This is a genomic window from Mycobacterium sp. B14F4 (assembly GCF_039871645.1).
Classification (GTDB): domain Bacteria; phylum Actinomycetota; class Actinomycetes; order Mycobacteriales; family Mycobacteriaceae; genus Mycobacterium.
Genome location: NZ_JBDPMF010000003.1, coordinates 34,951 through 57,066, shown reverse-complemented (window position 1 = coordinate 57,066; position 22,116 = coordinate 34,951). Strand labels below are relative to the sequence as shown.

Here is a 22,116-nt window from a genome sequence, read left to right as displayed (position 1 = left end):
GCGGGAGCGCGGTTCGGGACGCAGAATGAGCCCGTGAGCGCAGAGCTGATCATCCTGGTGTTGTTGATCGCCACGGCACTGGCCTTCGACTTCACCAACGGGTTCCACGACACCGGTAACGCGATGGCCACGTCGATCGCCACCGGCGCGCTGAAGCCCAAGACGGCCGTGCTCCTGGCCGGTGTCCTCAACCTCGTCGGCGCCTTCTTGTCCGTCGAGGTCGCCGTCACCGTGACCACCTCGGTGCTGAACGTGCAGAACGGCAAGTCCGGCGCGCTGCTTCCGTCGATCGACGCGTCGACGGGCCTGACGATCATCTTCGCCGGGCTCATCGGCGGCATCCTGTGGAACCTGTTGACGTGGCTGTTCGGCATCCCGTCCAGCTCGTCGCACGCGCTGTTCGGCGGCCTGATCGGCGCCGGGCTGGCCGCGCTCGGCACCGCGGGGGTGAACTGGTCGGGCATCTCCCAGAAGGTGCTGATCCCGGCCGTCGCCGCGCCCGTGATCGCCTGCCTGGTCGCCGGCTGCGGCACCTGGCTGGTCTACCGCATCACCCGCAACGTGCTCGCGAGCCGGCGCCGCGAGGGCTTCCGCTGGGGCCAGATCGCGACCGCGTCGCTGGTTGCGCTGTCCCACGGCACCAATGACGCGCAGAAGACGATGGGCGTCATCGCGCTCGCCCTGATCACCACCGGCCACCTCGGCGGCGACGTCAAGGAGCAGGGCCTCCCGTTCTGGATCATCTTCAGCTGCGCGGTCGCCATCGGCCTGGGCACATACCTCGGCGGCTGGCGGGTGATCCGCACCCTGGGCAAGGGGCTCGTCGAGATCGACTCACCGCAGGGCTTCGCAGCCGAAGCGTCCTCGGCCGCAATCATTTTGAGCTCCAGCGCCGCGGGCATGGCGCTGTCGACCACCCACGTGGCCACCGGGTCGATCCTCGGCAGCGGCGTCGGTAAGCCGGGCGCCGAGGTGCGCTGGGCGGTCGCGGGCCGGATGGCGGTGGCCTGGCTGATCACCCTGCCCGCCGCCGGACTGGTTGGCGCGCTGGCGTTTTGGCTGTCGGACGCGGTCAAGTCGCTCACCGGGTCCACCCTCGCCGGCGACGGCCTGATCTTCCTCGCCCTGGTAGGTCTGTCCTTCTGGATGTGGTGGCGTGCCGAGCAGCAGAAGGTCGACCACAGCAACGTCAACGCCGATTGGGACGAGTCCACCAACTCCGTCGTACCCGTCGAGGTGCGCGAGGCCGTCAGGGAATCCAAGCCGACGGTGACCGTCTGAGCGCACACCGAAGGAATCGCAGATGACCTATCTCGAAAGCGTTCTCAAGGTTCTCGTCGTGGGCCTGGTGCTCGGGGCGGGGCTGCCAGCGGTGTTCGCCGGCGGCCTGGTGGCCTTCTCGAACGGAGCGGGCGGCAGGCACTCCGACGGCACCACGGCGGCGCCCAACCCGGCGCTGAAAGTCCTCGGCGTCGCGTTGCTCGTGCTCGTCGGCTGGGTGATCATCACCACCGTCCTGTGGATCACCCGGGCCACGATCATCCATCACACCGGTATCGACCTGTTCCCCTTCATGCCCAGGAAATGAGCTGACACACACCATGACCGAGAACCACAGCGTGTTGGACAGTGTGCTGTCATGGCTGCACCGCGGCTACCCGGAAGGTGTGCCGCCGAAGGACTACTTCGCGCTGCCGGCGCTGCTGAAGCGGACCCTCACCGAGGAGGAGGTCGTCAAGGCGGCGAAGGCCGTATTGCAGGGCACCCCTTCCGACACCGTCACCGAGGCGGAGATCCGCGCCGCCGTCCATCAGGTGAACACGCAGGAGCCCAATCCCGAGGAGATCCATCAGGTCGCGTCGCGACTGGCATCGGTCGGCTGGCCGCTGGCGGCGCCGGCCCGCTGAGCCCCTACCGCCGGGTGTCGCGGCGCAGCGGGTGATCGTCGGGCACCTGCACGAAGATCAGCACGACGCCGTCGGGGTCGACGACGTGCATCTCGTGCAGACCCCACGGTTCCTGGCGAGCCTCCCTGGCGATCGGCACCCCACGCCCGACGAGTTCCTTCTCGGTGGCGTACACGTCGCGAACCTGCAGCCACATCGTGCCGCCGGCGTGGGGGCCGCCGTGGCTGGCCAGCTCGATCAGCGACTGCCCGGCGTAGAAGACGGTGCCCGCGCCGTAGTCGCGCGCGATCGCCAGGCCCAGCTCGTCGCGATAGAACCGCAGCGAACGCTGGTAGTCCGCCGGCCGGACGAGCATCCGGCTGGCCAGAATCTCCATGACGTCGTGTCTATCACGCCCGTCAGCCGATGCGGCGGCCGACACGGCGCCAATACGGCTCGCGCAGTTCGCGCTTGAGCAGCTTACCGCTCGGGTTCCGCGGCAGGGTGTCGGCGAACGCCACGGACTTCGGGAGCTTGTACCCCCCGAGGCGCCCGCGCGCATACGCGATCAGGGCGGCCTCGCTGGGGGAGGCACCCGCAGCGGGGACGACGATCGCCTTCACCGCCTCACCCCATGTTGCGTCGGGGACACCGATCACGGCGACGTCGGCCACCGCGGGGTGGGTCATCAGGACGTTCTCGATCTCGATCGGATACACGTTCTCGCCACCGGAGACGATCATGTCCTTGACCCGGTCGTGCAGGAACAGGTGACCCGCACCGTCGAGGTAGCCGGCGTCGCCCGTCCTGAGCCAGCCATCGGCGGTCACGGCCGCGGCCGTCGCCGCGGGATCGTTCCAGTAGCCGCGCATGTTCTGCCGTGATCGGGTCCACACCTCACCGACCCCGCCCACGGGCACGTCGCGGCCGGCGGGGACGGATGGGTCGACGATGCGCACCTCAACCCAGGGGAACGGCTTGCCGCACGAGCGCAGCAGTTCGGGGTCGTGCTCGTCGAGTTGCGTGATGGAGCCGGTGGTTTCGGTCATCCCGTACACCTGCAGAAGGTCGCAGTTGAACCGGTCGAGCGCCTTGACCAGGACGTCGTCGGTGATCGGCGACGCGCCGTACACGATGGCCCGCAGGGCGGAGAAGTCCGTCGCCTCCACGCCAGGTGTCTCGAGTAATCGCTGGATCACCACCGGTACCAGCAGCATGTTGGTGATCCCATGGCGTGCAACGGCGTCCAGGATCGAAGCGGGGTCCACGTCGCGCAGCACGACGGTGCGCGCACCCTCGCACAGGCCGACCAGCGCCCAGCCCGAACCCGCCATGTGGAACATCGGCATCACCGCGAGGTTCACGCTGTCACCGTCGAAGCGCCACCGCTCGGCGATGCCGGTGGCCTTGCAGAAGTAGTTGTCGTTGGTCAGCATCACCCCCTTGGGTGCCCCGGTGGTGCCCGACGTGTACATCAGGAACGCGACATCGTCGGGTCCCGTTGTGACGCAGGGATCCTCGGCGGGATAGGCGGACAGCCAGTCCTCATAGTCGGCGATCGTCACAACGCGGACCGCCTCGAGAGCCTCCACGTGGCCGAAGAACTCCGCGCCGACGATCACCACGCGCACGCCGGCGTCGTCGAGGATGTGCTGCATCTCCGGCGCGGCCAGCCGCCAGTTGACCGGCACCATCACCGCGCCCAGCTTGGCCAGCGCGCAGACCACCTCGAAGAACTCGATGCCGTTCTTCTCGATGAACGCCACCCGGTCGCCGAAACCCACACCCGCTTCCCGGAAGGCTTGCGCGAGCCTGCTCGACCGGGCGTCGAGTTCGCCGAACGTCAGGGTGCGCTCGCCCGCGATCAGCGCCACGGCGTCCGGCCGTTCGGCGCCGTACACACGCGCGATGTCGGCGACCGTGGCGATGGCTGGGTGGGGCATGTCAGCTATTAGGTTGCACGCGTTGACGTTTCATCACGGCATCGACGACGGCGGGTGCCACGCTGTTCACCGCGTGCGCGGTGACGGCCATCCTCGGAGCGATGCGCACCGGTCGGGTGCGCGCGGCGGTGACCATCCAGTCGGCGGCCTCGGTCGCCGACAGGCCGGGCAGTCCGTCGTAGGCGCGGGTCGGTGCGATCATCGGGGTGAGCACCAGCGGGTAGAACAGCGTCGTCGAGTGCACACCGTCTGCCGCCCATTCGGTTTCGATGACCCGGCTGACCGCGGTGAGTGCCGCCTTCGACGCGTTGTACACCGCGAACAGCGGCGACGACTCGCTGAGCACGCCCCACGTCGAGACGTTGATGATGTGGCCGTCGCGGCGCTCGCGCATGGCGGGCGCGAGCCCGCGGATCAGCCGCAGCGGCGAGTAGTAGTTCAGCGCCATCGTCCGCTCGACGTCGTGCCAGCGCTCCAGCGATTCGGCCAGCGGCCGGCGAATGGACTTGCCGGCGTTGTTGATCAGGATGTCGACGCCGCCGAGATCCTCGGTGACCCTGGCCACCAGCTCGTCGACCGCGTCGAGATCGGACAGGTCGCAGGCGTGCGCCAGGGCGACGCCGCCCGCGCCGGTGATCCGGCCGACCAGGTCGTCGAGCAGCTCCTGGCGCCGCGCCGCCACGACCACGGTCGCGCCGCGACGGGCGAACTTCTCCGCCGCCGCCTCGCCGATGCCCGAGGACGCCCCGGTGAGCAGGATGCGCTTTCCCCTCAGGTCGACGATCTCGCGGCCGGGCTGGAAGGCCAGCAGCTCGGGCACGACGGGCGGGCGCATGCTGGCCAGCAGCAGCTGATCGGCCAGCCTACGCAGCGGGTTTCTGCTCACGGCACGCGAGTCTAGACGAGGGATCTGGGCGTGATTTCGTGCGCTGACCGCACGAAATCACGCCGAAATCACCACTAGAAGTAGCGCGGGAAGGCGGTCCAGTCGGGGTGGCGCTTCTCCAGGAACGCGTCACGGCCCTCGACGGCCTCGTCGGTCATGTACGCCAACCGCGTTGCCTCACCGGCGAACAACTGCTGGCCGACCAACCCGTCGTCGGTGAGGTTGAACGCGTACTTGAGCATCCGGATCGCCTGCGGCGACTTGCCGTTGATCGCCTCGGCCCACTCCAGCGCGACGTTCTCCAACTCGACATGGTCGACGACCGCGTTGACCGCTCCCATCGCGTGCATCTGCTCGGCGGTGTAGGGCCTGCCCAGGAAGAAGATCTCGCGGGCGAACTTCTGGCCGACCTGCTTGGCCAGGTACGCGCTGCCGTAGCCGCCGTCGAAGCTGCCGACGTCGGCGTCGGTCTGCTTGAACCGGGCGTGCTCGCGGCTGGCCAGCGTCAGGTCGCAGGTGACGTGCAGGCTGTGGCCCCCGCCGGCGGCCCAGCCGTTGACCAGGCAGATGACGGGCTTGGGCATGAACCGGATCAGACGCTGCACCTCGAGGATGTGCAGTCGCCCGGCGCGTGCGGGGTCCACGGACTCGGCGGTCTCACCCGAGGCGTACTGGTAACCGCTGCGGCCGCGGATGCGCTGGTCGCCGCCCGAGCAAAACGCCCAGCCGCCGTCCTTGGGCGACGGTCCGTTGCCGGTCAGCAGGATGACGCCGACGTCGGGCGACATCCGCGCGTGGTCGAGCACCCGATACAGCTCGTCGACGGTGTGCGGGCGGAACGCGTTGCGGACCTCGGGGCGGTCGAACGCCACCCGCACCGTCGGCCGGTCTGCGCCGTCGACCACGTGCCGGTGGTAGGTGATGTCGGTCAGATCGAAGCCGTCGACGGGTCGCCACAGCGACGGGTCAAATGGGCTGGGGCTCATGGGCCTACCGTATCGACCCGGAACACCGGGCAGCGTCCGGCCAGCTTCTCGAACTCGTCGGGATTCGGTCCGGTCACCAGGCCGGCGTTCTTCATGAAGCCGACGCCGGTGGGCACCTTGATCGGGAACTCGCGCAGCAGCGGCCGCGCTTCGTCCACCGGAATCTCGACCAAGCGAACGCGTTCGATGTGGCGGCCCTTGCGCACGGTGGCCTCGTCGGCCGCCCGCGCGTTGGCCGCCCAGTCCGAGCCGGGCAGGCCGCCGACAATGTACTTGGTGCCGTCGACGGTCATCGGCGTGACCGGAGTGTCGTAGAGCTTGCCGGACTTGCGGCCCGGGACGGTCAGTATCTCCGGGCCGTCGGCGCCGAACGACACGCCGCGCCGCTGCAAGGCGACCATCACCTTATTGACGTACTTCAGCCACCACGGCGGCCGGATACGCGAGCTGTCGGACATAGCAGCGACGCTACGTGATCTCCTCGATGCGGAACACGGGCAGTCGGCCCGCCAGGCCCTCGAGCTCGTCGGGAGTACCGGTCCTCAGCACGCCGGACCGTTTCATGAGGTCGACGCCGGTCTTGACTTGCGTGGGCAATTCACGCAGGACGGGCCGCGCCTGGTCCGGTGGCAGTTCGACCAGGCGGACGCGCTCACTGCGGCGGCCCTGAGTCAGCGTGACGCGGTCGGCGGCGCGCACGTTGTGCACCCAGTCCGCACCCGGGTAGCCGTTGACGACGTAGCGGTGCCCGTCGACGTGCATCGGCGTCACCGGCGTCGAACGCAGCCTGCCGGTGCGGCGCCCCGGCGCGGTCAGCACCACCGGCGACTCGCGCCGCGAGATCGGCACGCCGAGCCGCAGCAACACCATCAGCAGCTTGTTGACGTGCTTGAGCCACCGCGGCGGAGCGACGCGTGCCATACCGTGACCGTACTGCTCACACCGCGATACCGGACTGGCTCAGCGCAATTCGCAGACCATCGGTCCGTTCTGCGGTCGGCAGCGGGTCGACGAGGGCGAAGCCGCAGCCCAGCGCGCGGGCACCGCCGTCGGCCTCGTCGCTGTCACCGACCATGACCGCCCGCTCGGCAGGCACCCCCAGCCGGGTCAGCGCGGTTTGAAAGATCGCGGCGTCCGGCTTGACCGCCCCCACTTCGAACGACAGCACGAACTCGTCGACGAACTCCGCGGTGCCGATCGACTCGAAGGCCGGGCGCACGTCGAACGCGATGTTCGACACGACCGCGGTCTTGACGCCCTGCCGGTGCAGACCCTCCAGCACGCCGGCGGTGTCGGGGTACGGCGTCCAGTTCAACGGGTCGATCACCAGGCCGTACAGCGATTCGGCGTGCTCGTCGGCCAGGCCGGATTCACGCAGCACGTGCAGGTAGGCCTCGCGATGGAGATGCGGTGCGAGGTCGCGGTTGATCCACGCGTGGTAGGCGTCGGGGCCCATGTCGACGTGTTGGCCGGTCGGGGCGGTGAGCCTACGCATCAGTTCGGCCTGCACGTGCCCGTCGACCTGGCGGTCGTCGACCTCGATACCGTGAAACCAGCTTTCGTCCTCCTCGAGCTTGAACAGGGTGCCGGAGTAGTCGAACAGGACGGCGTCGATCTGAGTCATCACGAACCACCCTAACCGCGTGCCTGAGCGGCCTTGTCGCGCAGCACTTCTCGTTCGCGTTCGTTATCGGTCATGGCCGCGGCCCTGTCGAACTCGTCGGCGGCCTCGCCGGTGCGACCCAGTCGGGCCAGCAGTTCGCCGCGCACGCTGGGCAGCAGGTACGAGCCGTCCAGACCGGTCAACCCGTCGACGATCGCCAGCGCTTCGCCGGGGCCGGAGGCCATCGCGACCGCCACCGCCCGGTTCAGTCGCACCACCGGCGAGGGCGCCACCTGTACCAGGCCGTCGTACAGCACGACGATGCGGCGCCAGTCGGTCGCCGCCGCGGTCGGGGCGGTGGCGTGGCATTCGGCGATCGCGGCCTGCAGCGCATACGGACCCCAACCAGTACCCTTGCGCTGCACCGCCTTTGCAGCACGTTCGAGGGCGGCGACGCCACGCTGGATCTGGGCGCGGTCCCACCGGGCGCGGTTCTGGTCCTCCAGCAGGATCGGCCTGCCGTCGCTGTCGGTGCGCGCGGCAAAGCGCGACGACTGGAACTCCATCAGCGACACCAAGCCGTGCACCTCGGGCTCGTCGGGTACGAGCGCGGCCAGCACCCGTGCGAGCCGCAGCGCCTCGCTGCACAGTTCGTCGCGGATCCAGCGCTGCCCGAACGACGCCGAGTAACCCTCGTTGTAGATGAGGTAGATGACGGCCAGCACGGCCGACAGTCGCCGCGGGTACTCGGCGCGGTCGGGCACCTCGAACGGCGCGTCGGCGGCAGACAGCGTCTTCTTGGCTCGGGTGATGCGCGCGGCGATCGTCGGGGTCGACGCCAGGAACGCGCGGGCGATCTCCTCGGTCGTCAGACCGCCGACCACCCGCAGCGTCAACGCGATCTGTCCTTCACGCGAGAGCACCGGGTGCGTCGAGATGAAGATCAGCCGCAGCACGTCGTCGTCGATGCGGTCGGGGTCCCACGCCTCGGGAGAGTCGCGGACCTGGGTCTCCAATTCGTGCGCCATCACCGCGTACTTGTTGTCGAGGTTCTCCTGGCGGCGCCAGTGATCGATCGCCTTGCGTTTGGCCACCGTGGTCAGCCAGGCGCCTGCGTTGCGCGGAACCCCGGTGCGCGGCCACTGCTCGAGCGCGTCGACCAGCGCGTCGGCGGCCAGGTCCTCGGCGAGACCGACGTCGCCCACGGCGCGCGTCAGCGTCGCGACGATCTTGGCGGCCTCCATCCGCCATACCGCGTCGACGGTCTGCTTCAGCTCGTCGGTCACGTCGCTATTGTGCCGGTCACCCGTTCCGCCGAGCAGACAGAGAATCGCACCGACACGCCGACGCGAGTGCGATCGTGCGCCTGCTCGCGGTGGGACAGTTAACGGCGATGGCGCATCGCTTGGTTACCGCTTACCGGGAAGGCCGCAAGGCGTTCCCGCACACGCTCGCCAACCCGTATGCGGGACTGGGTGACCGGGCCGTTGCCCGGATGTGGCGGCTCGGCTGGCAGCGCGCCGCTGAGGACAACCGCGGTATTCCCAGCGAACAGGAACGGATTGCTCGGTTCGCCGCCGAGATCGATGCCCTCCTGGACTGACCGCCTTCAGGCGCTGCTGCACCGACACCGCCGGGTGCTCCTCGGCATCACCGGGCCGCCGGGCACCGGCAAGTCGACGCTGTCGCAGTCCATCGTCGCCGAAACCGACGGCGCCGTGTACGTGCCGATGGACGGCTTCCACCTCGCCGACTCCGAATTGGCACGGCTGGGCCGGCTCGAGCGCAAGGGCGCCCTCGACACGTTCGACGCCCACGGCTATCTCGCGTTGTTGCAACGCATCCGGAGCCAACGCGACGAGACCGTCTACGCACCGGCGTTCGACCGCGACATCGAGCAGCCGATCGCCGGCAGCATCGCGATCAAACCGGCCCATCGGCTGATCGTCACCGAAGGCAACTACCTCCTCGACGACGACGACCCGTGGCCCGCCGTCCGTGCGCGACTGGAAGAGGTCTGGTACGTCGACGCCGATCCGGAGGAACGCCGCCGCCGACTCGTCGCCCGCCACATCGAGTTCGGCAAGTCGCCGGAGCAGGCGCAGGCCTGGGTGCGCGACGTCGACGAGCCGAACGCCCGTCGCATCGAATCCGGGCGAGCCAAGGCGGATCTGGTGTTGACTCTGCGCTGAGGGCGCGAAAGGGCGCGTTATCGGCGCCGTGTGCGCAGAGTCAACAGAGTCAGCGGAACTACCCGACAGCGCGCTCGGCGCCCGCCCAGAACTGCGCGCGCACGGCCTTCTTGTCGGGCTTGCCCAGCGCCGTGACGGGCACCGAGTCGACGACGATCACCTGTTTGGGCGACTGCACCGAACCCTTGCGCTCCTTGACCGCGGCCTGGATCTCGGCGGTCATCGTCGCGATCGACTCCTCGTCGGAGGCTGCGTCGGGCCGCAGCACGACGACGGCCGTCACCGCCTCGCCCCACTTCTCGTCGGGGGTGCCGATCACGCAGACCTGCGCCACCGCGGGATGCTCGGCGACCACGTCCTCCACCTCGCGGGGGAACACGTTGAAGCCGCCGGTGACGATCATGTCCTTGGTCCGGTCGACGATGTAGTAGAACCCGTCGGAGTCCTCGCGGGCCAGGTCGCCGGTGTGCATCCACCCGTCGCGAAACGTCTCGGCCGTCGCCTCGGGCTTGTTCCAGTAGCCGCCCGACACCAGCGGCCCGGACACGCAGATCTCGCCGACCTCGCCCTGGGGCACCGGCTTGTCGTCCTTGTCGAGCAGCGCCACCCGCGCGAACACCGTCGGCCGGCCGCACGACGTCAACCGCTTCTCGTCGTGTTCGTGCTTGGCCAGATACGTGATCACCATCGGCGCCTCGGACTGGCCGTAGTACTGCGCGAAGATCGGGCCGAACCGGCGGATCGCCTCCGCCAGGCGCACCGGGTTCATCGCCGAGGCCCCGTAGTACACCGTCTCCAGCGACGACAGGTCGCGGGTGTGCGAATCAGGGTGGTCCATCAGCGCGTAGATCATCGACGGCACCAGCATCGTCGCGGTGATCTTCTGCTCCTCGATCACCCGCAGCACCTCGGCCGGGTCGAACTTCGTCAACACCACCAACTCGCCGCCCTTGATGATCGTCGGCACGAAGAATGCCGCACCGGCGTGCGAAAGCGGGGTGCACATCAGGAATTTCGGCCGCTCCGGCCATTCCCACTCGGCCAGCTGGATCGTCGTCATCGTGGTGATCGACTGGACCGTGCCGATCACACCCTTCGGCTTGCCGGTGGTGCCGCCGGTGTAGGCCATGCCGCCGATGTGGTCGGGCGGCAGGTCGGCCGCGACCAACGCCTGCGGCGAGTACTTGGCGGCTTCGGCGGTCAGGTCGACGGCTCTGACGTCGCTGCCCTCCAACTCCGACGGCACCGGTCCGATGGTCAGCACCTGTTCGAGCGCGGGCACCTTCTCCAGCAACCCCAGTGCCCGCTCGACGAACATCGGGTTGGGGTCGATGATCAGCGACGTGACGCCCGCGTCGTTCAACACGTAGGCGTGATCGTCCAGAGAACCGAGAGGGTGTAGTGCCGTGCGGCGGTAGCCCTGCGTTTGCCCGGCGCCGATGATCATCAGCACCTCGGGCCGGTTCAGCGACAGCAGGCCGGTGGCGCTGCCGGTGCCGGCGCCCAGCGCCTCGAAGGCCTGAATGTACTGGCTGATGCGCTCGGCGAGCTGGCCGCCGGTCAGCGTGGTGTCGCCGAGGAACAGCACCGGCTTGTCCTTGTTGCGCTTCAGAGCGCCGACGGTCAGGTGTCCGGAGTGGATGGGATGCCTCAGCAGCGAGTCGCTCATGGCATCAGATTAGAACGTGTTACAGATTTGGTGGCAAGGGCCGGGGGAGTCGGCTTGACTGGACGGGGTGAACCAACAGCTGCGGGACAAGTTCCTCGAGCTGTCGCGTGAGCGCGGACCGGACAAGAGCATCTGCCCCTCGGATGCGGCGCGCGCCGTCGGCGGCGAGGACTGGCGCGGCCTGATGGACGACGCCCGCGAGATCGCCAGGGACCTGGCCAGGCGGGGCGACGTCGAGATCACCCAGAACGGCGAGGTGCTCGACGCGGACGCGACGTGGCGCGGACCCATTCGGATCCGCGCCACGTAGCCGATTCCGGCCGCGTACTACTTGGCCAGCTTGTCGGCCTCGGCCCGGGCCTGCGCCGCGATCTTCTCGGCGAGGTCGGCCTTCCACTGGATCTCCTTGCGGACCCACGGGTTGTCCATCGGGAAGTCCTGCGTCTCCGAAACCCGGCGCACCTCGAGCCGGACGCCCTTGCCCAGCGGCACCCGTTGCGCCCACTGCTTGGCTTCCTGGATCGACGACACCTCGAGGATCCAGAAGCCGTTGAACAGCTCCTTGGCCTCGGTGTAGGGGCCGTCGGTGACCACCGGCGGGTCGGAGTCGAAGTCGACGACGAAGCCCTCCTCGGGTCCGGTCAGGCCTTCGCCGGCCAGCAACACCCCGGCCTTGATCAGTTCCTCGTTGAACCGGCCCATGTCCTCGATGATCTGGTCGAAGTCGATCTCCTGTTCGGCCATCGCGGCCTCGGCCTCGGGGGTGGACCGCATGATCAGCATGTATCGCGCCATTGTTCGTCTCCTTCTGTCGATGGTGAAGGGGCTCGCTCATTCTTGTCTGCGGTGCCCCTCGCAACTACGTCGAACGGCAGCCGCCTCAAATCGACACCATCGGCGAGAAAACTTCAAAGAAATTTCCCGCGCCTGCGAGTATGACCGTATGACGGCCGCTGACCTGGTCATTCGTGGAACCGTGCTCACCGTCGACGACGCCCAGCCCACCGCCGAAGCGCTCGCCGTCGCCGACGGTCGCATCGTCGCGGTCGGCTCCCGCGCCGACGTGGACACCTGGGTCGGCCCCGGCACCCGGACCCTGGACCTCGGCGACGGCTGTGTCATGCCCGGCCTCGTCGAGGCGCACGGGCACCCGCTGATGGAGGCGATCGTGCTGTCCGAGCGCATGGTCGACATCCGGCCGGTGACGCTGCGCGACGCGGCCGCCGTCGTCGACGCGATCACCCACGAGGTCGCCGCGCAGGGCAGCGCCGGTGCCTACCTCAACGGGTGGGATCCGTTGCTTCAGCCGGGACTGCCCGACCCCACCCTCGACTGGCTGGACGCCCAGGCGCCTGACACCCCGCTGGTGATCGTGCACAACTCCGGGCACAAGGCTTTCTTCAACAGCGTCGCGGCCCGCAAGTCCGGGCTCACCCGCGACACCCCCGACCCCAAGGGCGCCCGGTACGGCCGCGACGCCGACGGCGAGCTCGACGGCACCGCCGAGGAGATCGCCGCGGTGTTCAGCCTGCTCGGCGGCGTCATCGACCCGGCCGACTATCCGGCGATGCTGCACGCCGAATTGCGCAGGCTCAACAAGGCCGGCCTGACGACGTGCTCGGACATGGCCTTCGACCCGGTCTTCTGGCCGGTGCTCGAGCGGGTGCGCAAGGACCTGACCGTGCGGCTGCGGGTCTACGAGGTCTCGACGGCCCAGATGCACACCGAGATGACGCCTGCCAACGGCGACGATCTGCTCCGGCAGGTCGGCATCAAGATCTGGGTCGACGGGTCGCCGTGGGTGGGCAACATCGATCTGTCGTTTCCCTATCTCGACACCGAGGCCACGCGCACCATCGGCGTCGCGCCGGAGTCCTGCGGCCACGCCAACTACACCCGCGCGCAGCTGACCGAGATCGTGCATGCGTACTTCTCCAAGGGTTGGCCGATGGCCTGCCACGTCCACGGAGACGCCGGGGTCGACACGATCCTCGACGTCTACGAAGAGGCGCTGCGGCGCTGGCCGCGCGACGACCACCGGCTTCGGCTCGAGCACGTCGGCGCGATCAGCGACGAACAGCTGCAGCGCGCCCACGCCCTCGGCGTCACGTGCAGCCTGTTCGTCGACCAGATCCACTACTGGGGTGACATCATCGTCGACGGGCTGTTCGGGCCCGAACACGGAAGTCGTTGGATGCCATGCGGTTCCGCGATCGCCACCGGGATGCGCATCTCGCTGCACAACGACCCGCCCGTCACCCCGGAGGAGCCGCTGCGCAACATCGGCGTCGCGGCCACCCGCACGGCGCCCAGCGGGCGCGTGATCGGGCCGGAGCAGCGGATCACGGTCGAGCAGGCCATTCGGGCGCAGACCCTCGACGCCGCGTACCAGTTGTTCGCCGACGACGTGGTCGGGTCCCTGGAGGTCGGCAAGTACGCCGACATGGTGGTGCTCTCGGCGGATCCGCGCGCCGTGCGGCCGGACGAGATCGCCGACCTCGACGTGCGGGCCACGTTCCTGGCGGGACGGCAGGTTTACCCGAAAGAGGACTGACACAACGGTGGCCATGGCAGGCTCGACGCATGGCTGAGCTGGCAGATCCCCGCTTCCTCGACGAACGCACCGCCCACTGGGCCGAGACCAAACCCGACGAGGAGGCGATGACCTACCTCGAGCGGACCTGGACCTGGGCCGAGTGGAACGACCGGGTGCGACGGCTCGCGGGCGCGCTGAAGGAGCGGGGCATAAAGCGCGGCGACGTGGTGGCGTTCCTCGACAAGAACCACCCCGCCTGCGTCGAGCTGACCCTGGCCGCCGCGTCGCTGGGCGCGGCCAACGCGATCATCAACTTCCGCCTCGCCGCCGACGAACTCGACTACGTGCTCAACGATTCCGGTGCCAAGCTGCTGATCGTGGGTCAGGAACTCAAGCCCGGCATCGACAAGATCCGCGACAAGCTCGCCGGCGTCGAGCACATCATCGAGGTGACCCCCGAGGGCGGGGAAGGTGACGAGTACGAGGCGATGCTGGCGGCGTCGACGCCGGTCGGGCGCGCCGACGACGTGGATCCCGACGACGTGGCGATCATCATGTACTCGTCGGGCACCACCGGTCGGCCCAAGGGTGTTCAGTTGACGCATGCAAACCTGATCGCACACACCATCAACGCCCACGAAGGCTTCGACTTCGACGAGGGCGACAAGAGCATGGTGTCGATGCCGCTGTTCCACGTCGGCGGATCGTCGTACGTGCAGTTCGGAATTCACGACGGCGTGCCGAGTGTGATGACACGTGAGGTCGACGGGCTGTCGCTGGCCGGTGCCATCCTCAAGGGCGCGAACCGGACCTTCCTGGTGCCCGCCGTGCTGGCCAAGGTGCTGGAGTCCGGAGAGGACGCCGTCAATCTGTTCGGCGCGCTCAAGACGTTCGCCTACGGGGCGTCGCCGATGCCGCTTCCGCTGCTGCGCCAAGCGCTTCAGGCATGGCCGAACACCGACTTCATGCAGGCCTACGGGCTGACCGAGGTGTGCGGCGTGATCAGCCATCTGCTTCCCGAGGCGCACCGTGACCCGGGCAAGGAGGAGCGGTTGACCAGCGCCGGGACGCTGGTGCCCAACGCCGAGGTGCGTGTCGTCGACCCCGACACCCTCGAGGACGTCCCGGTCGGTGAGCAGGGCGAACTCTGGTTCCGCTCACCGCAATTGATGAAGGGCTACCACAACAAGCCCGACGCGACGGCCGAGGCGATCACCGAGGACGGCTGGTTCCGCACCGGCGACATCGGCCGCATCGACGAGGGCGGCTACATCTTCGTCGAGGACCGCCTGAAGGACATGATCATTTCCGGCGGCGAGAACATCTACTCGATCGAGGTCGAGCGGGTCCTGGCCGAGCATCCGGCGGTGACCGACGTCGCGGTCATCGGCGTTCCGGACGAGAAGTGGGGCGAGGTGGTCAAAGCCGTTGTCTCCGTTGAGGGCGAAGCCACGCCGGAGGAGATCATCGCCTTCTCCCGCGAGCGGCTGGCGGCCTACAAGTGCCCGAAGACCGTCGACATCACCGACGAACTGCCGCGCAACCCCACCGGCAAGATCCTCAAGAAGGAACTGCGCAAGCCGTACTGGGAGGGCCGCGACCGCTCGACGGTCTAGGGCTTGGCCTCAACCGTCACGAGTGTGAACGTGCTGCGAAACCCCAACCGAAATCTCGCAACAGGTTCACATTCGGCGGTCGGAAGGCGGTAGCGAATGCCAGGGTCGCCTACCGCCGCACGGGGATCGCGATCTCGTTGCGCCGCCGGAACGGCAGCGTCCACGGCGGGTCGAAGAACCAGGCCACCGCCTGACCGGTGGCTTCGACGCCACACTGGCGCAGCGTCTCCATGAGCTCCCTGGTCTGCGCCGCGACGGCCTCCGGGCTGCGGTCACCGCTGAAGCGCAGCACGGCGTACGACTGAGCCGGCACCTCGACCAGGGTCACGTCGTCGTCGTCGGGTTCGGGCAGCGTCTCCATGGTCCACTTGGACGGCATGAAGAACCGAATCGTCCAGCGGTTCTCGGCGTCGCGCGCCTGCACGACCGGCGCCGTCATCGCGATGCGCTCACCCGACTGCGCGACGGGCGCGGTCATCGCGATCTTCTCGGCGCGGTGGTTCGCCCCGAAGATGTAGCGGGCCAGCCGGCGGAAGCCGATGTTGCGGGCGCGGTCCTCGTCGGCGTCCACCGTCGTCTCGGCGGCGATCCGTGGCCCGTACCGGCGGATCTCCACCGAGTCGGTGAGCTTCGTGGACAGGTAATGCGGCTCTTCGGTGCCGGTCCGGATGCCGACGATCGAGAGCACCGATTCGGCCACCTGGCCCGGGATGTCGAGGAGTCTCATCGGTTCAGGATCCAGATGTGGGTGGACAGCGCGGTCGCGAACGCGCACCACGCCGCATACAGGCCCATCGGCGCCGCCGACGCGCCGCGCACGGCCACGGCGCGACGGGTCAGATCGGCGCTGCTGACGGCCAGCACCCCAGCGGTGACCGCGGAGGTGCCCAGCATCCGCCGGTTGAAGAACAACCACGACCAGCTGCCGTTCAGCACGAGGTTCGCCGCGAGCGCGGCCAGGTAGCGGCGACGTTCATCGGTCGCACCCCGCCGCTCGAGCTCGTCCAGCGTCGCCGACGACACCAGCGCGATGTCGGCGTACAGCACCGGCCACACGATCGGAAACGCCTGCCGCGGTGGCTGATACGGCGGCTTCTTCAGCTTGGCGTACCACCGCGACTGCGCGGGCCGGCTGGCCAACCCACCAGCGACCGCGGTCGCCGTCACCGCTAGTGCCGACGGGATCAAAGTCTTGCGCTGCACCATGCTCCTAGGGGACTTCTCGTTGTCTTCTTGGTACCGGACGTGGTGGCGACGCCAGAATGGGCTTTCGTCACTTTTCGACGCGGCGTCCAATTGGTTAAGTAACTGAACAGTACCCTCCGGGGAGCCGATCAAACCGCGGGACGCTTGCTTACCGATCTGTGACGTCGGCGGAGCGCATCGGAGGGCGCAGTGGCCCAGGGGTACGTTCGGGCCCATGCAGGGGTCGAGGTGCGACGTGGTGGTCATCGGCGCCGGGCTGGCGGGGCTGCGGTGCGCGACCCTGCTTGCCGCGCACGGCCGCGACGTCGCGGTGTGGGAAGCGGCCGGACACGTCGGTGGCCGCGTTCGCACCCACGATATTGACGGTTTCCGCTGCGATCACGGCTTCCAGGTGCTCAACCCGGCCTATCCGGAACTCAAACGCGCCGTTGATGTTTCGCTACTGAGCCTGCAGCCGTTCGACGTCGGGATCGGAATCCGCCGCCAGCACGACTCCACGCAGTGGATGCATCCGCTGCACCACCCCGGCCGGGTGCCTTCGATGCTGTCCGGCGGCGAAATCGGCGCACGCGATGTGCTGGCGCTGGCGCGCTGGGCCGCACCGGCACTGCGCCCCAAGGCGGTGAAGAGGGGCCGCGACACGTCGCTCGCCGCGGCGCTGGACCGCAGCGGTGTGCGCGGACTGCCTCGCACAGTGCTCGAGCGCTTCCTGGCCGGCGTCGTCCTCGAGGACGAGGGCGCGACGTCCAACGCGTTCGTCCTGCTGCTGGCGAGGGTGTTCGCGCTCGGCGCCCCCGGCCTGCCCACCGACGGCATGCGAGCGCTGCCGCGCGCGATGGCCGCGCCGATCCGCGGTCGAATCACCCTCGACCGCAAGGTGATCGACATCGTCCGGGACGGCGACGGCTGGATGGTCTGCGGGGAGACGCACGCCGTCCGCGCACCCGAGGTCGTGGTCGCCACCGATCCGGTCACCGCGGCGTCGCTGACCGGCTCACCGCCACCGCCGATGCACGGCGTCGTCACCGACTGGTGGGCCACCGAGCGCGTCGTGCCGGGTCCGGCACTGCTGTGGGTCGACGGGCGCGCCGACTCGCCCGGACCCGTCCTCAACACCACTGTCATCAGCAAGGCCGCACCCAGCTACGCGCCGCCCGGACAGCACCTCGTCGCCGCGTCGGCGTTGCTCGGCGCGGACGGTCACGCGCCCGGGGAACCGGTCGTGCGCGCGCACGCCGCCGACATCCTCGGCGCCGACCCGGCCGACTGGACGCCGCTGACCCGCCACGTCATCCCGCACGCCCTACCGGCCCAGTTGCCTCCGCTGCAGGTCCGCAAGAACGTCCGCACGCCCGACGGGCTGTGGGTGTGCGGCGATCACCGCGACACCGCGTCGATCCAGGGTGCGCTGGTGAGCGGACGTCGCACCGCCGCAGCCGTGCTGCGCCACCGCTGACCGGCCGTCACCAGCCCGTCGAGCCCGGGACGCCCTTGACCGGCCCCGCGATCCAACTGGTGATCCAGCCGCCGTAGAAGCCGCCCGGCTGCGGAATCACCTGCTCGCCGTTGACCGTGCAGCGGTCGACCAGCGCGGGCATCACCGCGACGGCGCCGGCGAGCGCGGCGAACCCGGGTGTCGGTTTCAGGTAGGTCCACGCCGCGCGCGGTGCGACGGCCGCGGGAGTCACCAGGTCGTAGTAACTGGCCTGACCCTTCCACTCGCACCACGACGAGCCGTCGGCCTCCCGCAGGCTGCCCTCGACGAAGCAGTCGCGTGGCAGGTAGTACGTCGGCGGATGGCTGGTCTCCAGTACCCGCCAGGCGCGCGTCGTCGATGCGATGGTCTGACCGCCGAGTTCGACGGTGATCGAGCCGCGGAACTCCTCGAGCCGGGGCGGGCGCGGGTAGTCCCACACGGACTCCTGTCCCGGCTGCGGCCGGTCGGGTATGGGCATGTCACCCACTGTAGGCGCGGGAACCGGCAGGATGGACCGTGATGAACGGAGTGCCGCAGCTCGACGATATTCTCGACCGTCTCCACGTCGTCGCGCTTCCGATGCGAGTTCGCTTCCGCGGCATCACCGTTCGCGAGGTGGCGCTGATCGACGGCCCCGCCGGGTGGGGCGAGTTCGGTGCGTTCCCGGAGTACGGCCCGGCCGAGGCCGCGCACTGGCTCGCGTCGGCGCTGGAAGCCGCATACGAGCCGCCGCCCGCCGTCCGGCGCGACCGGATCGCGATCAACGCGACCGTGCCTGCCGTCGACGCGGCACGGGTGCCCGAGGTGCTGGCCCGGTTCCCCGGCACCCGCACGGCCAAGGTCAAGGTCGCCGAGCCCGGGCAGACGCTGGCCGACGACGTGGCGCGGGTCGACGCCGTCCGCGCCCACGTACCGACGGTCCGGGTCGACGCGAACGGCGGCTGGACCGTCGACGAAGCGGTCCGCGCCGCAACGGCTTTGACCGCCGGTGGCCCGCTGGAATATCTCGAGCAGCCATGTGCGACGGTCGCGGAGCTGGCCGAACTGCGGCGCCGCATCGACGTGCCCGTCGCCGCCGACGAGAGCATCCGCAAGGCCGACGATCCTCTGCACGTGGTGCGGGCCAAGGCGGCCGACGTCGCGGTGCTCAAGGTGGCCCCCCTCGGCGGGGTGCGCGCGATGCTCGGCATCGCCGAGCAGATCGACATCCCCATCGTGGTGTCCAGCGCACTGGACTCGGCGGTCGGCATCGGCCGGGGCCTGCTCGCGGCCGCGGCGCTGCCCCGCCTCGAGCACGCGTGCGGACTCGGCACCGGCAGCCTGTTCGCCGACGACGTCGCCGAACCCGCGCGACCGGTCGACGGGTGCCTGCCCGTCGCGCCCGCCGTTCCGGACCCGCACCGGCTCGAGACGCTGGCCGCCGTACCCGAGCGCAGGCAGTGGTGGATCGACCGCGTGCGCGTGTGCCACCCATTGACACGTTGACACAGATCATTAATCTGTGTGTCAACCGCATCTGTGGAGGCGCCATGACCGAGACGGCCCAGGCACTGCCCGAACAACGCGACGATGTCCGTCCCGAGGTGATCGCCGAGTTCCGCAAGCACAGCGGCAGCGCGCTGGGCGGCTTCTTCGGCGCCGCGGCCTTCGACGAGGTGGCGCTGGTGCCGGTCGCCGCCGCGGTGGACAAGACCGGCCGGTTCGCCGCCAACTTCGCCGATCGCGGTGTGCGCAGCGGGTTTTCCTCGTTCCTCGCGATCTGGGGTGACCCGGCCGACCGGGCCGCCGAGGGGGAGCGGCTCAAGCGGATGCACCAGGAGGTGCGGGGCCGCGGCAAGGGCGAGTTCGCCGACGTGCGCTACAGCGCGCTGGATCCCAAGTTGTGGAACTGGATCGCGGTCAGCGGCCTGTTCCTGGTGCTCAACTCGTTCACGCCGTGCACCGGTGTCACCATGTCGCCGGCCGAGAGGGAAGTGGCCTACGAACAACTGCTGGAAGCGTTCCGGTCGCTGGAACTGCCCGGCAAGAACGCCGGGCTGCCCGCCACTTACGCCGAAGCCGTGCAGTACTACGACACGATGGTCACCACCGAACTGAGGGCCAATCCGTTTCTGTACCGCGTCACCGCCGACCTGACCCGGCTTCCGCTGCCGACGCTGATGCTGTCCCCGCCATTGCGCCGCGCGCTGACACCGCCGTGGCTGCTGCTGCGGCCGATCGCCGGCCGGGTCGTCAAGGTCTGCTCGTTCGGGATCCTGCACCCCGGAGTGCGCGAGCTCACCGGATTCCAGTGGACCGCGCGCCATGACGTCGAGTTCGAGCTCTACACCCGGATGCTGCAGCTGGCCTGGCGGGTGTTGCCCGACCGGGTGCGGTTGATCCCGTTGGCGCGCAACCGGTTGGAGTACGAGAAGCTGGTTCGGTTGCACCGCTCGGTCGCGCTCGAGTCGTTCGCGCCACCGCCCGGCTGCCCGGTCGGCTGACGGCCATGCGACGGCTCCGCAACAACGACACCCCCACCGAGCAGGAGGCGGCGATCCTCAAGGCAGCCGCCGAAGAGGTCGCGATGGTCGGCGTCGGACGGGCCAGCGTGGACGTCATCGCCCGGCAGGCCGGTGTCAGCCGCAGCACGCTGTACCGGCGGTTCCCCAGCCGCGACGCGCTGATCACCGAATTGGGCCGCCAGACCTTCGATTTCGCGATGGCGCGGCTGCAGACGGTTGGGATCGACTCGGGTGCCAAGGATGCCGCGGTCGCGGCGTTCTGCGAAGGGGTGCGGCTGCTCACCGGCGAACCGATCATGCGCAGGTTCCTGCAGCTCGACGGTGACCTGACCGCGATGACGGGCATGTTCGACGAGGCCGAGGAGTTCCTGGCGAGCGCCGCGGCGGCCATGGCCAAGGGTTTGCGCGCCGCGGGCGCGACGATGCCCGACCCGGACCTGCTGGCGGTCAGCGAGCTGCACATCCGGCTGGCATGCTCACTGGCACAGGTCCGCACACCGGTGCTCGACGTCACCGACGACGCGGCCGTGCGGGCGTACGCGCGCAGGCACCTCGCCCCGCTGGTGTGGTGACCCGGCCCGTGTCCTGATCCGTGGGGTCCATGTCATAGACGCCATGGCGTCGCTGGCCGACACTGGGTACGTGCGATCGGTGGTGATGCTCGGGTTCGCGGGCGTCCAGGCGTTGGACCTGGTCGGCCCGTTCGAGGTGTTCACCGGCGCGTCGATGTATCTGACGGGGCGAGGCCGCGACGGCTACGACGTCGGCATCGTCACCCGCGACGGCGAGCCGGCGAGCACCGGGACCGGCCTGGCTCTCGTCGGGCGCCCCCTGCCCGACCCGCGCCGGCCCATCGACACGCTGATCCTGCCGGGCGGCTACGGCGTCGACGACGCGCGCCGCGACCTCGACGTTGTCGCGTGGGTCCGCGCCGCCGCCGAGCATTCGCGCCGCGTCGTCAGCGTCTGCACGGGCGCGTTCCTCGCCGCGCAAGCCGGCCTGCTCGACGGCTGCCCCGCGACCACGCACTGGGCGTTCGCCGACTGGATGGCACGCGAATTCCCCTCGGTGCGGGTCGATCCCGAACCCATCTTCGTACGCAGCAGCGAGCGGGTGTGGACGGCCGCCGGTGTCACCGCGGGGATCGATTTGGCGCTGTCACTCGTCGAGGACGACCACGGCACCGACGCCGCCCAGACGGTGGCCCGCTGGCTGGTGATGTACCTGCGCAGGCCCGGCGGTCAGACGCAGTTCGCCGCGCCGGTGTGGATGCCGCGCGCCAAGCGGGAGCCGATCCGCGAGGTCCAGGAGTCGATCGAGGCCGAACCCGGCGGCGCACACAGCATTCCGGAGTTGGCGCGGCGCGCCGCGATGAGCCCGCGCCACTTCACCCGCGTGTTCACCGACGAGGTCGGCGAGGCTCCCGGCGCCTACGTCGAGAGGATTCGCACCGAGGCCGCCCGTCGCCAGCTCGAGGAGACCGACGACACCGTCACCGTGATCGCCACGCGGTGTGGGTTCGGCAGCGCGGAGACGTTGCGCCGCAACTTCGTTCGCCGCCTCGGCATATCGCCCGACCAGTACCGCAGAACGTTCGCCTGAGACGAGGAGA

26 protein-coding genes are annotated in these 22,116 nt (G+C 69.3%); 13 read left to right on the top strand and 13 right to left on the bottom strand.

Going from position 1 to position 22,116, the window contains the following annotated elements; genetic code table 11:
- The first annotated feature begins 33 nt into the window (after positions 1 to 33).
- From ABGB19_RS10000 to ABGB19_RS09990, 3 genes are read left to right on the top strand one after another with little or no spacing between them, the layout of a single operon-like run.
- A complete protein-coding gene (locus ABGB19_RS10000; RefSeq protein WP_347685748.1) occupies positions 34 to 1,281 on the top strand; it encodes an inorganic phosphate transporter in 1,248 nt (415 codons plus the stop codon).
- A gap of 22 nt (positions 1,282 to 1,303) precedes the next feature.
- Positions 1,304 to 1,588 (top strand): hypothetical protein, encoded by a 285-nt coding sequence (locus tag ABGB19_RS09995; protein WP_347685747.1) that lies wholly within the window; start codon positions 1,304 to 1,306, stop codon positions 1,586 to 1,588.
- Between the two features lie 13 nt (positions 1,589 to 1,601).
- Positions 1,602 to 1,907 carry a DUF3349 domain-containing protein gene (locus ABGB19_RS09990; RefSeq protein WP_347685746.1) on the top strand — a complete coding sequence of 102 codons (306 nt, stop codon included), beginning with the start codon at positions 1,602 to 1,604 and terminating at the stop codon, positions 1,905 to 1,907.
- Between the two features lie 4 nt (positions 1,908 to 1,911).
- Here the strand turns inward: ABGB19_RS09990 and ABGB19_RS09985 are convergent, their stop codons facing one another.
- From ABGB19_RS09985 to ABGB19_RS09950, 8 genes are all read right to left on the bottom strand, one after another.
- The gene (locus ABGB19_RS09985) at positions 1,912 to 2,283 is read right to left on the bottom strand and encodes a VOC family protein (protein ID WP_347685745.1); all 372 of its coding nucleotides are present in this window, start codon (positions 2,281 to 2,283) and stop codon (positions 1,912 to 1,914) included.
- Between the two features lie 22 nt (positions 2,284 to 2,305).
- Complete coding sequence (locus ABGB19_RS09980) at positions 2,306 to 3,829, bottom strand: long-chain-fatty-acid--CoA ligase (RefSeq protein WP_347685744.1); 1,524 nt, start codon at positions 3,827 to 3,829, stop codon at positions 2,306 to 2,308.
- A 1-nt stretch (position 3,830) separates the two neighbouring features.
- Entirely contained in the window at positions 3,831 to 4,715 is an 885-nt protein-coding gene (locus ABGB19_RS09975; RefSeq protein WP_347685743.1) for an SDR family oxidoreductase, read from the bottom strand.
- Positions 4,716 to 4,789: 74 nt separating this feature from the next.
- Positions 4,790 to 5,701: a 1,4-dihydroxy-2-naphthoyl-CoA synthase gene (locus tag ABGB19_RS09970; protein ID WP_347685742.1), complete on the bottom strand. Its 912-nt coding sequence runs from the start codon at positions 5,699 to 5,701 to the stop codon at positions 4,790 to 4,792.
- Positions 5,698 to 6,159: a nitroreductase/quinone reductase family protein gene (locus ABGB19_RS09965; RefSeq protein WP_347685741.1), complete on the bottom strand. Its 462-nt coding sequence runs from the start codon at positions 6,157 to 6,159 to the stop codon at positions 5,698 to 5,700. The genes ABGB19_RS09970 and ABGB19_RS09965 overlap by 4 nt, the downstream gene beginning before the upstream one ends.
- 10 nt (positions 6,160 to 6,169) lie before the next feature.
- Positions 6,170 to 6,622, bottom strand: a complete 453-nt coding sequence (locus ABGB19_RS09960) for a nitroreductase family deazaflavin-dependent oxidoreductase (protein ID WP_347685740.1) — start codon at positions 6,620 to 6,622, stop codon at positions 6,170 to 6,172.
- 16 nt (positions 6,623 to 6,638) lie between these two features.
- Positions 6,639 to 7,325 carry an HAD-IA family hydrolase gene (locus tag ABGB19_RS09955; protein WP_347685739.1) on the bottom strand — a complete coding sequence of 229 codons (687 nt, stop codon included), beginning with the start codon at positions 7,323 to 7,325 and terminating at the stop codon, positions 6,639 to 6,641.
- An 11-nt stretch (positions 7,326 to 7,336) separates the two neighbouring features.
- Positions 7,337 to 8,548 carry an RNA polymerase sigma factor gene (locus ABGB19_RS09950; RefSeq protein ID WP_347686218.1) on the bottom strand — a complete coding sequence of 404 codons (1,212 nt, stop codon included), beginning with the start codon at positions 8,546 to 8,548 and terminating at the stop codon, positions 7,337 to 7,339.
- Between the two features lie 116 nt (positions 8,549 to 8,664).
- Here ABGB19_RS09950 and ABGB19_RS09945 point away from each other — a divergent pair, with 116 nt between their 5' ends.
- Positions 8,665 to 8,907 (top strand): hypothetical protein, encoded by a 243-nt coding sequence (locus tag ABGB19_RS09945; protein WP_347685738.1) that lies wholly within the window; start codon positions 8,665 to 8,667, stop codon positions 8,905 to 8,907.
- Complete coding sequence (locus ABGB19_RS09940) at positions 8,891 to 9,496, top strand: nucleoside/nucleotide kinase family protein (RefSeq protein WP_347685737.1); 606 nt, start codon at positions 8,891 to 8,893, stop codon at positions 9,494 to 9,496. Before ABGB19_RS09945 ends, ABGB19_RS09940 begins: the two co-directional genes overlap by 17 nt.
- 58 nt (positions 9,497 to 9,554) lie before the next feature.
- Here the strand turns inward: ABGB19_RS09940 and fadD8 are convergent, their stop codons facing one another.
- Positions 9,555 to 11,165 carry a fatty-acid--CoA ligase FadD8 gene (fadD8, locus tag ABGB19_RS09935; protein WP_347685736.1) on the bottom strand — a complete coding sequence of 537 codons (1,611 nt, stop codon included), beginning with the start codon at positions 11,163 to 11,165 and terminating at the stop codon, positions 9,555 to 9,557.
- 67 nt (positions 11,166 to 11,232) lie between these two features.
- Here fadD8 and ABGB19_RS09930 point away from each other — a divergent pair, with 67 nt between their 5' ends.
- The gene (locus tag ABGB19_RS09930; RefSeq protein WP_347685735.1) at positions 11,233 to 11,475 is read left to right on the top strand and encodes a DUF3253 domain-containing protein; all 243 of its coding nucleotides are present in this window, start codon (positions 11,233 to 11,235) and stop codon (positions 11,473 to 11,475) included.
- A 17-nt stretch (positions 11,476 to 11,492) separates the two neighbouring features.
- Here the strand turns inward: ABGB19_RS09930 and ABGB19_RS09925 are convergent, their stop codons facing one another.
- Entirely contained in the window at positions 11,493 to 11,960 is a 468-nt protein-coding gene (locus tag ABGB19_RS09925) for a YciI family protein (protein WP_347685734.1), read from the bottom strand.
- A gap of 148 nt (positions 11,961 to 12,108) precedes the next feature.
- Here ABGB19_RS09925 and ABGB19_RS09920 point away from each other — a divergent pair, with 148 nt between their 5' ends.
- Together ABGB19_RS09920 and ABGB19_RS09915 are read left to right on the top strand one after the other, a co-directional pair.
- Positions 12,109 to 13,719, top strand: a complete 1,611-nt coding sequence (locus ABGB19_RS09920) for an amidohydrolase (RefSeq protein WP_347685733.1) — start codon at positions 12,109 to 12,111, stop codon at positions 13,717 to 13,719.
- Positions 13,720 to 13,748: 29 nt separating this feature from the next.
- Complete coding sequence (locus tag ABGB19_RS09915; RefSeq protein WP_347685732.1) at positions 13,749 to 15,317, top strand: long-chain-fatty-acid--CoA ligase; 1,569 nt, start codon at positions 13,749 to 13,751, stop codon at positions 15,315 to 15,317.
- Between the two features lie 109 nt (positions 15,318 to 15,426).
- Here the strand turns inward: ABGB19_RS09915 and ABGB19_RS09910 are convergent, their stop codons facing one another.
- Together ABGB19_RS09910 and ABGB19_RS09905 are read right to left on the bottom strand one after the other, a co-directional pair.
- Positions 15,427 to 16,044 (bottom strand): heme-binding protein, encoded by a 618-nt coding sequence (locus tag ABGB19_RS09910; RefSeq protein WP_347685731.1) that lies wholly within the window; start codon positions 16,042 to 16,044, stop codon positions 15,427 to 15,429.
- Entirely contained in the window at positions 16,041 to 16,520 is a 480-nt protein-coding gene (locus ABGB19_RS09905; protein ID WP_347686217.1) for a TspO/MBR family protein, read from the bottom strand. The genes ABGB19_RS09910 and ABGB19_RS09905 overlap by 4 nt, the downstream gene beginning before the upstream one ends.
- Before the next feature lie 217 nt (positions 16,521 to 16,737).
- Between ABGB19_RS09905 and ABGB19_RS09900 the strand changes: the two genes are divergently transcribed.
- Complete coding sequence (locus tag ABGB19_RS09900) at positions 16,738 to 17,979, top strand: NAD(P)/FAD-dependent oxidoreductase (RefSeq protein ID WP_347685730.1); 1,242 nt, start codon at positions 16,738 to 16,740, stop codon at positions 17,977 to 17,979.
- A 7-nt stretch (positions 17,980 to 17,986) separates the two neighbouring features.
- Here ABGB19_RS09900 and ABGB19_RS09895 read toward each other — a convergent pair whose 3' ends face one another.
- Positions 17,987 to 18,478, bottom strand: a complete 492-nt coding sequence (locus ABGB19_RS09895; protein ID WP_347685729.1) for a DUF427 domain-containing protein — start codon at positions 18,476 to 18,478, stop codon at positions 17,987 to 17,989.
- 38 nt (positions 18,479 to 18,516) lie between these two features.
- On the opposite strand from ABGB19_RS09895, the gene ABGB19_RS09890 reads away from it, so the two are divergent.
- Genes ABGB19_RS09890 through ABGB19_RS09875 form a run of 4 tightly spaced genes read left to right on the top strand, consistent with a single transcriptional unit; the run spans position 18,517 to position 22,106 of the window.
- Entirely contained in the window at positions 18,517 to 19,485 is a 969-nt protein-coding gene (locus tag ABGB19_RS09890; RefSeq protein WP_347685728.1) for an o-succinylbenzoate synthase, read from the top strand.
- 44 nt (positions 19,486 to 19,529) lie between these two features.
- The gene (locus ABGB19_RS09885) at positions 19,530 to 20,483 is read left to right on the top strand and encodes an oxygenase MpaB family protein (protein WP_347685727.1); all 954 of its coding nucleotides are present in this window, start codon (positions 19,530 to 19,532) and stop codon (positions 20,481 to 20,483) included.
- 5 nt (positions 20,484 to 20,488) lie between these two features.
- Entirely contained in the window at positions 20,489 to 21,076 is a 588-nt protein-coding gene (locus ABGB19_RS09880; RefSeq protein WP_347685726.1) for a helix-turn-helix domain-containing protein, read from the top strand.
- A gap of 43 nt (positions 21,077 to 21,119) precedes the next feature.
- Positions 21,120 to 22,106, top strand: a complete 987-nt coding sequence (locus ABGB19_RS09875) for a GlxA family transcriptional regulator (RefSeq protein ID WP_347685725.1) — start codon at positions 21,120 to 21,122, stop codon at positions 22,104 to 22,106.
- Positions 22,107 to 22,116 lie beyond the last annotated feature (10 nt).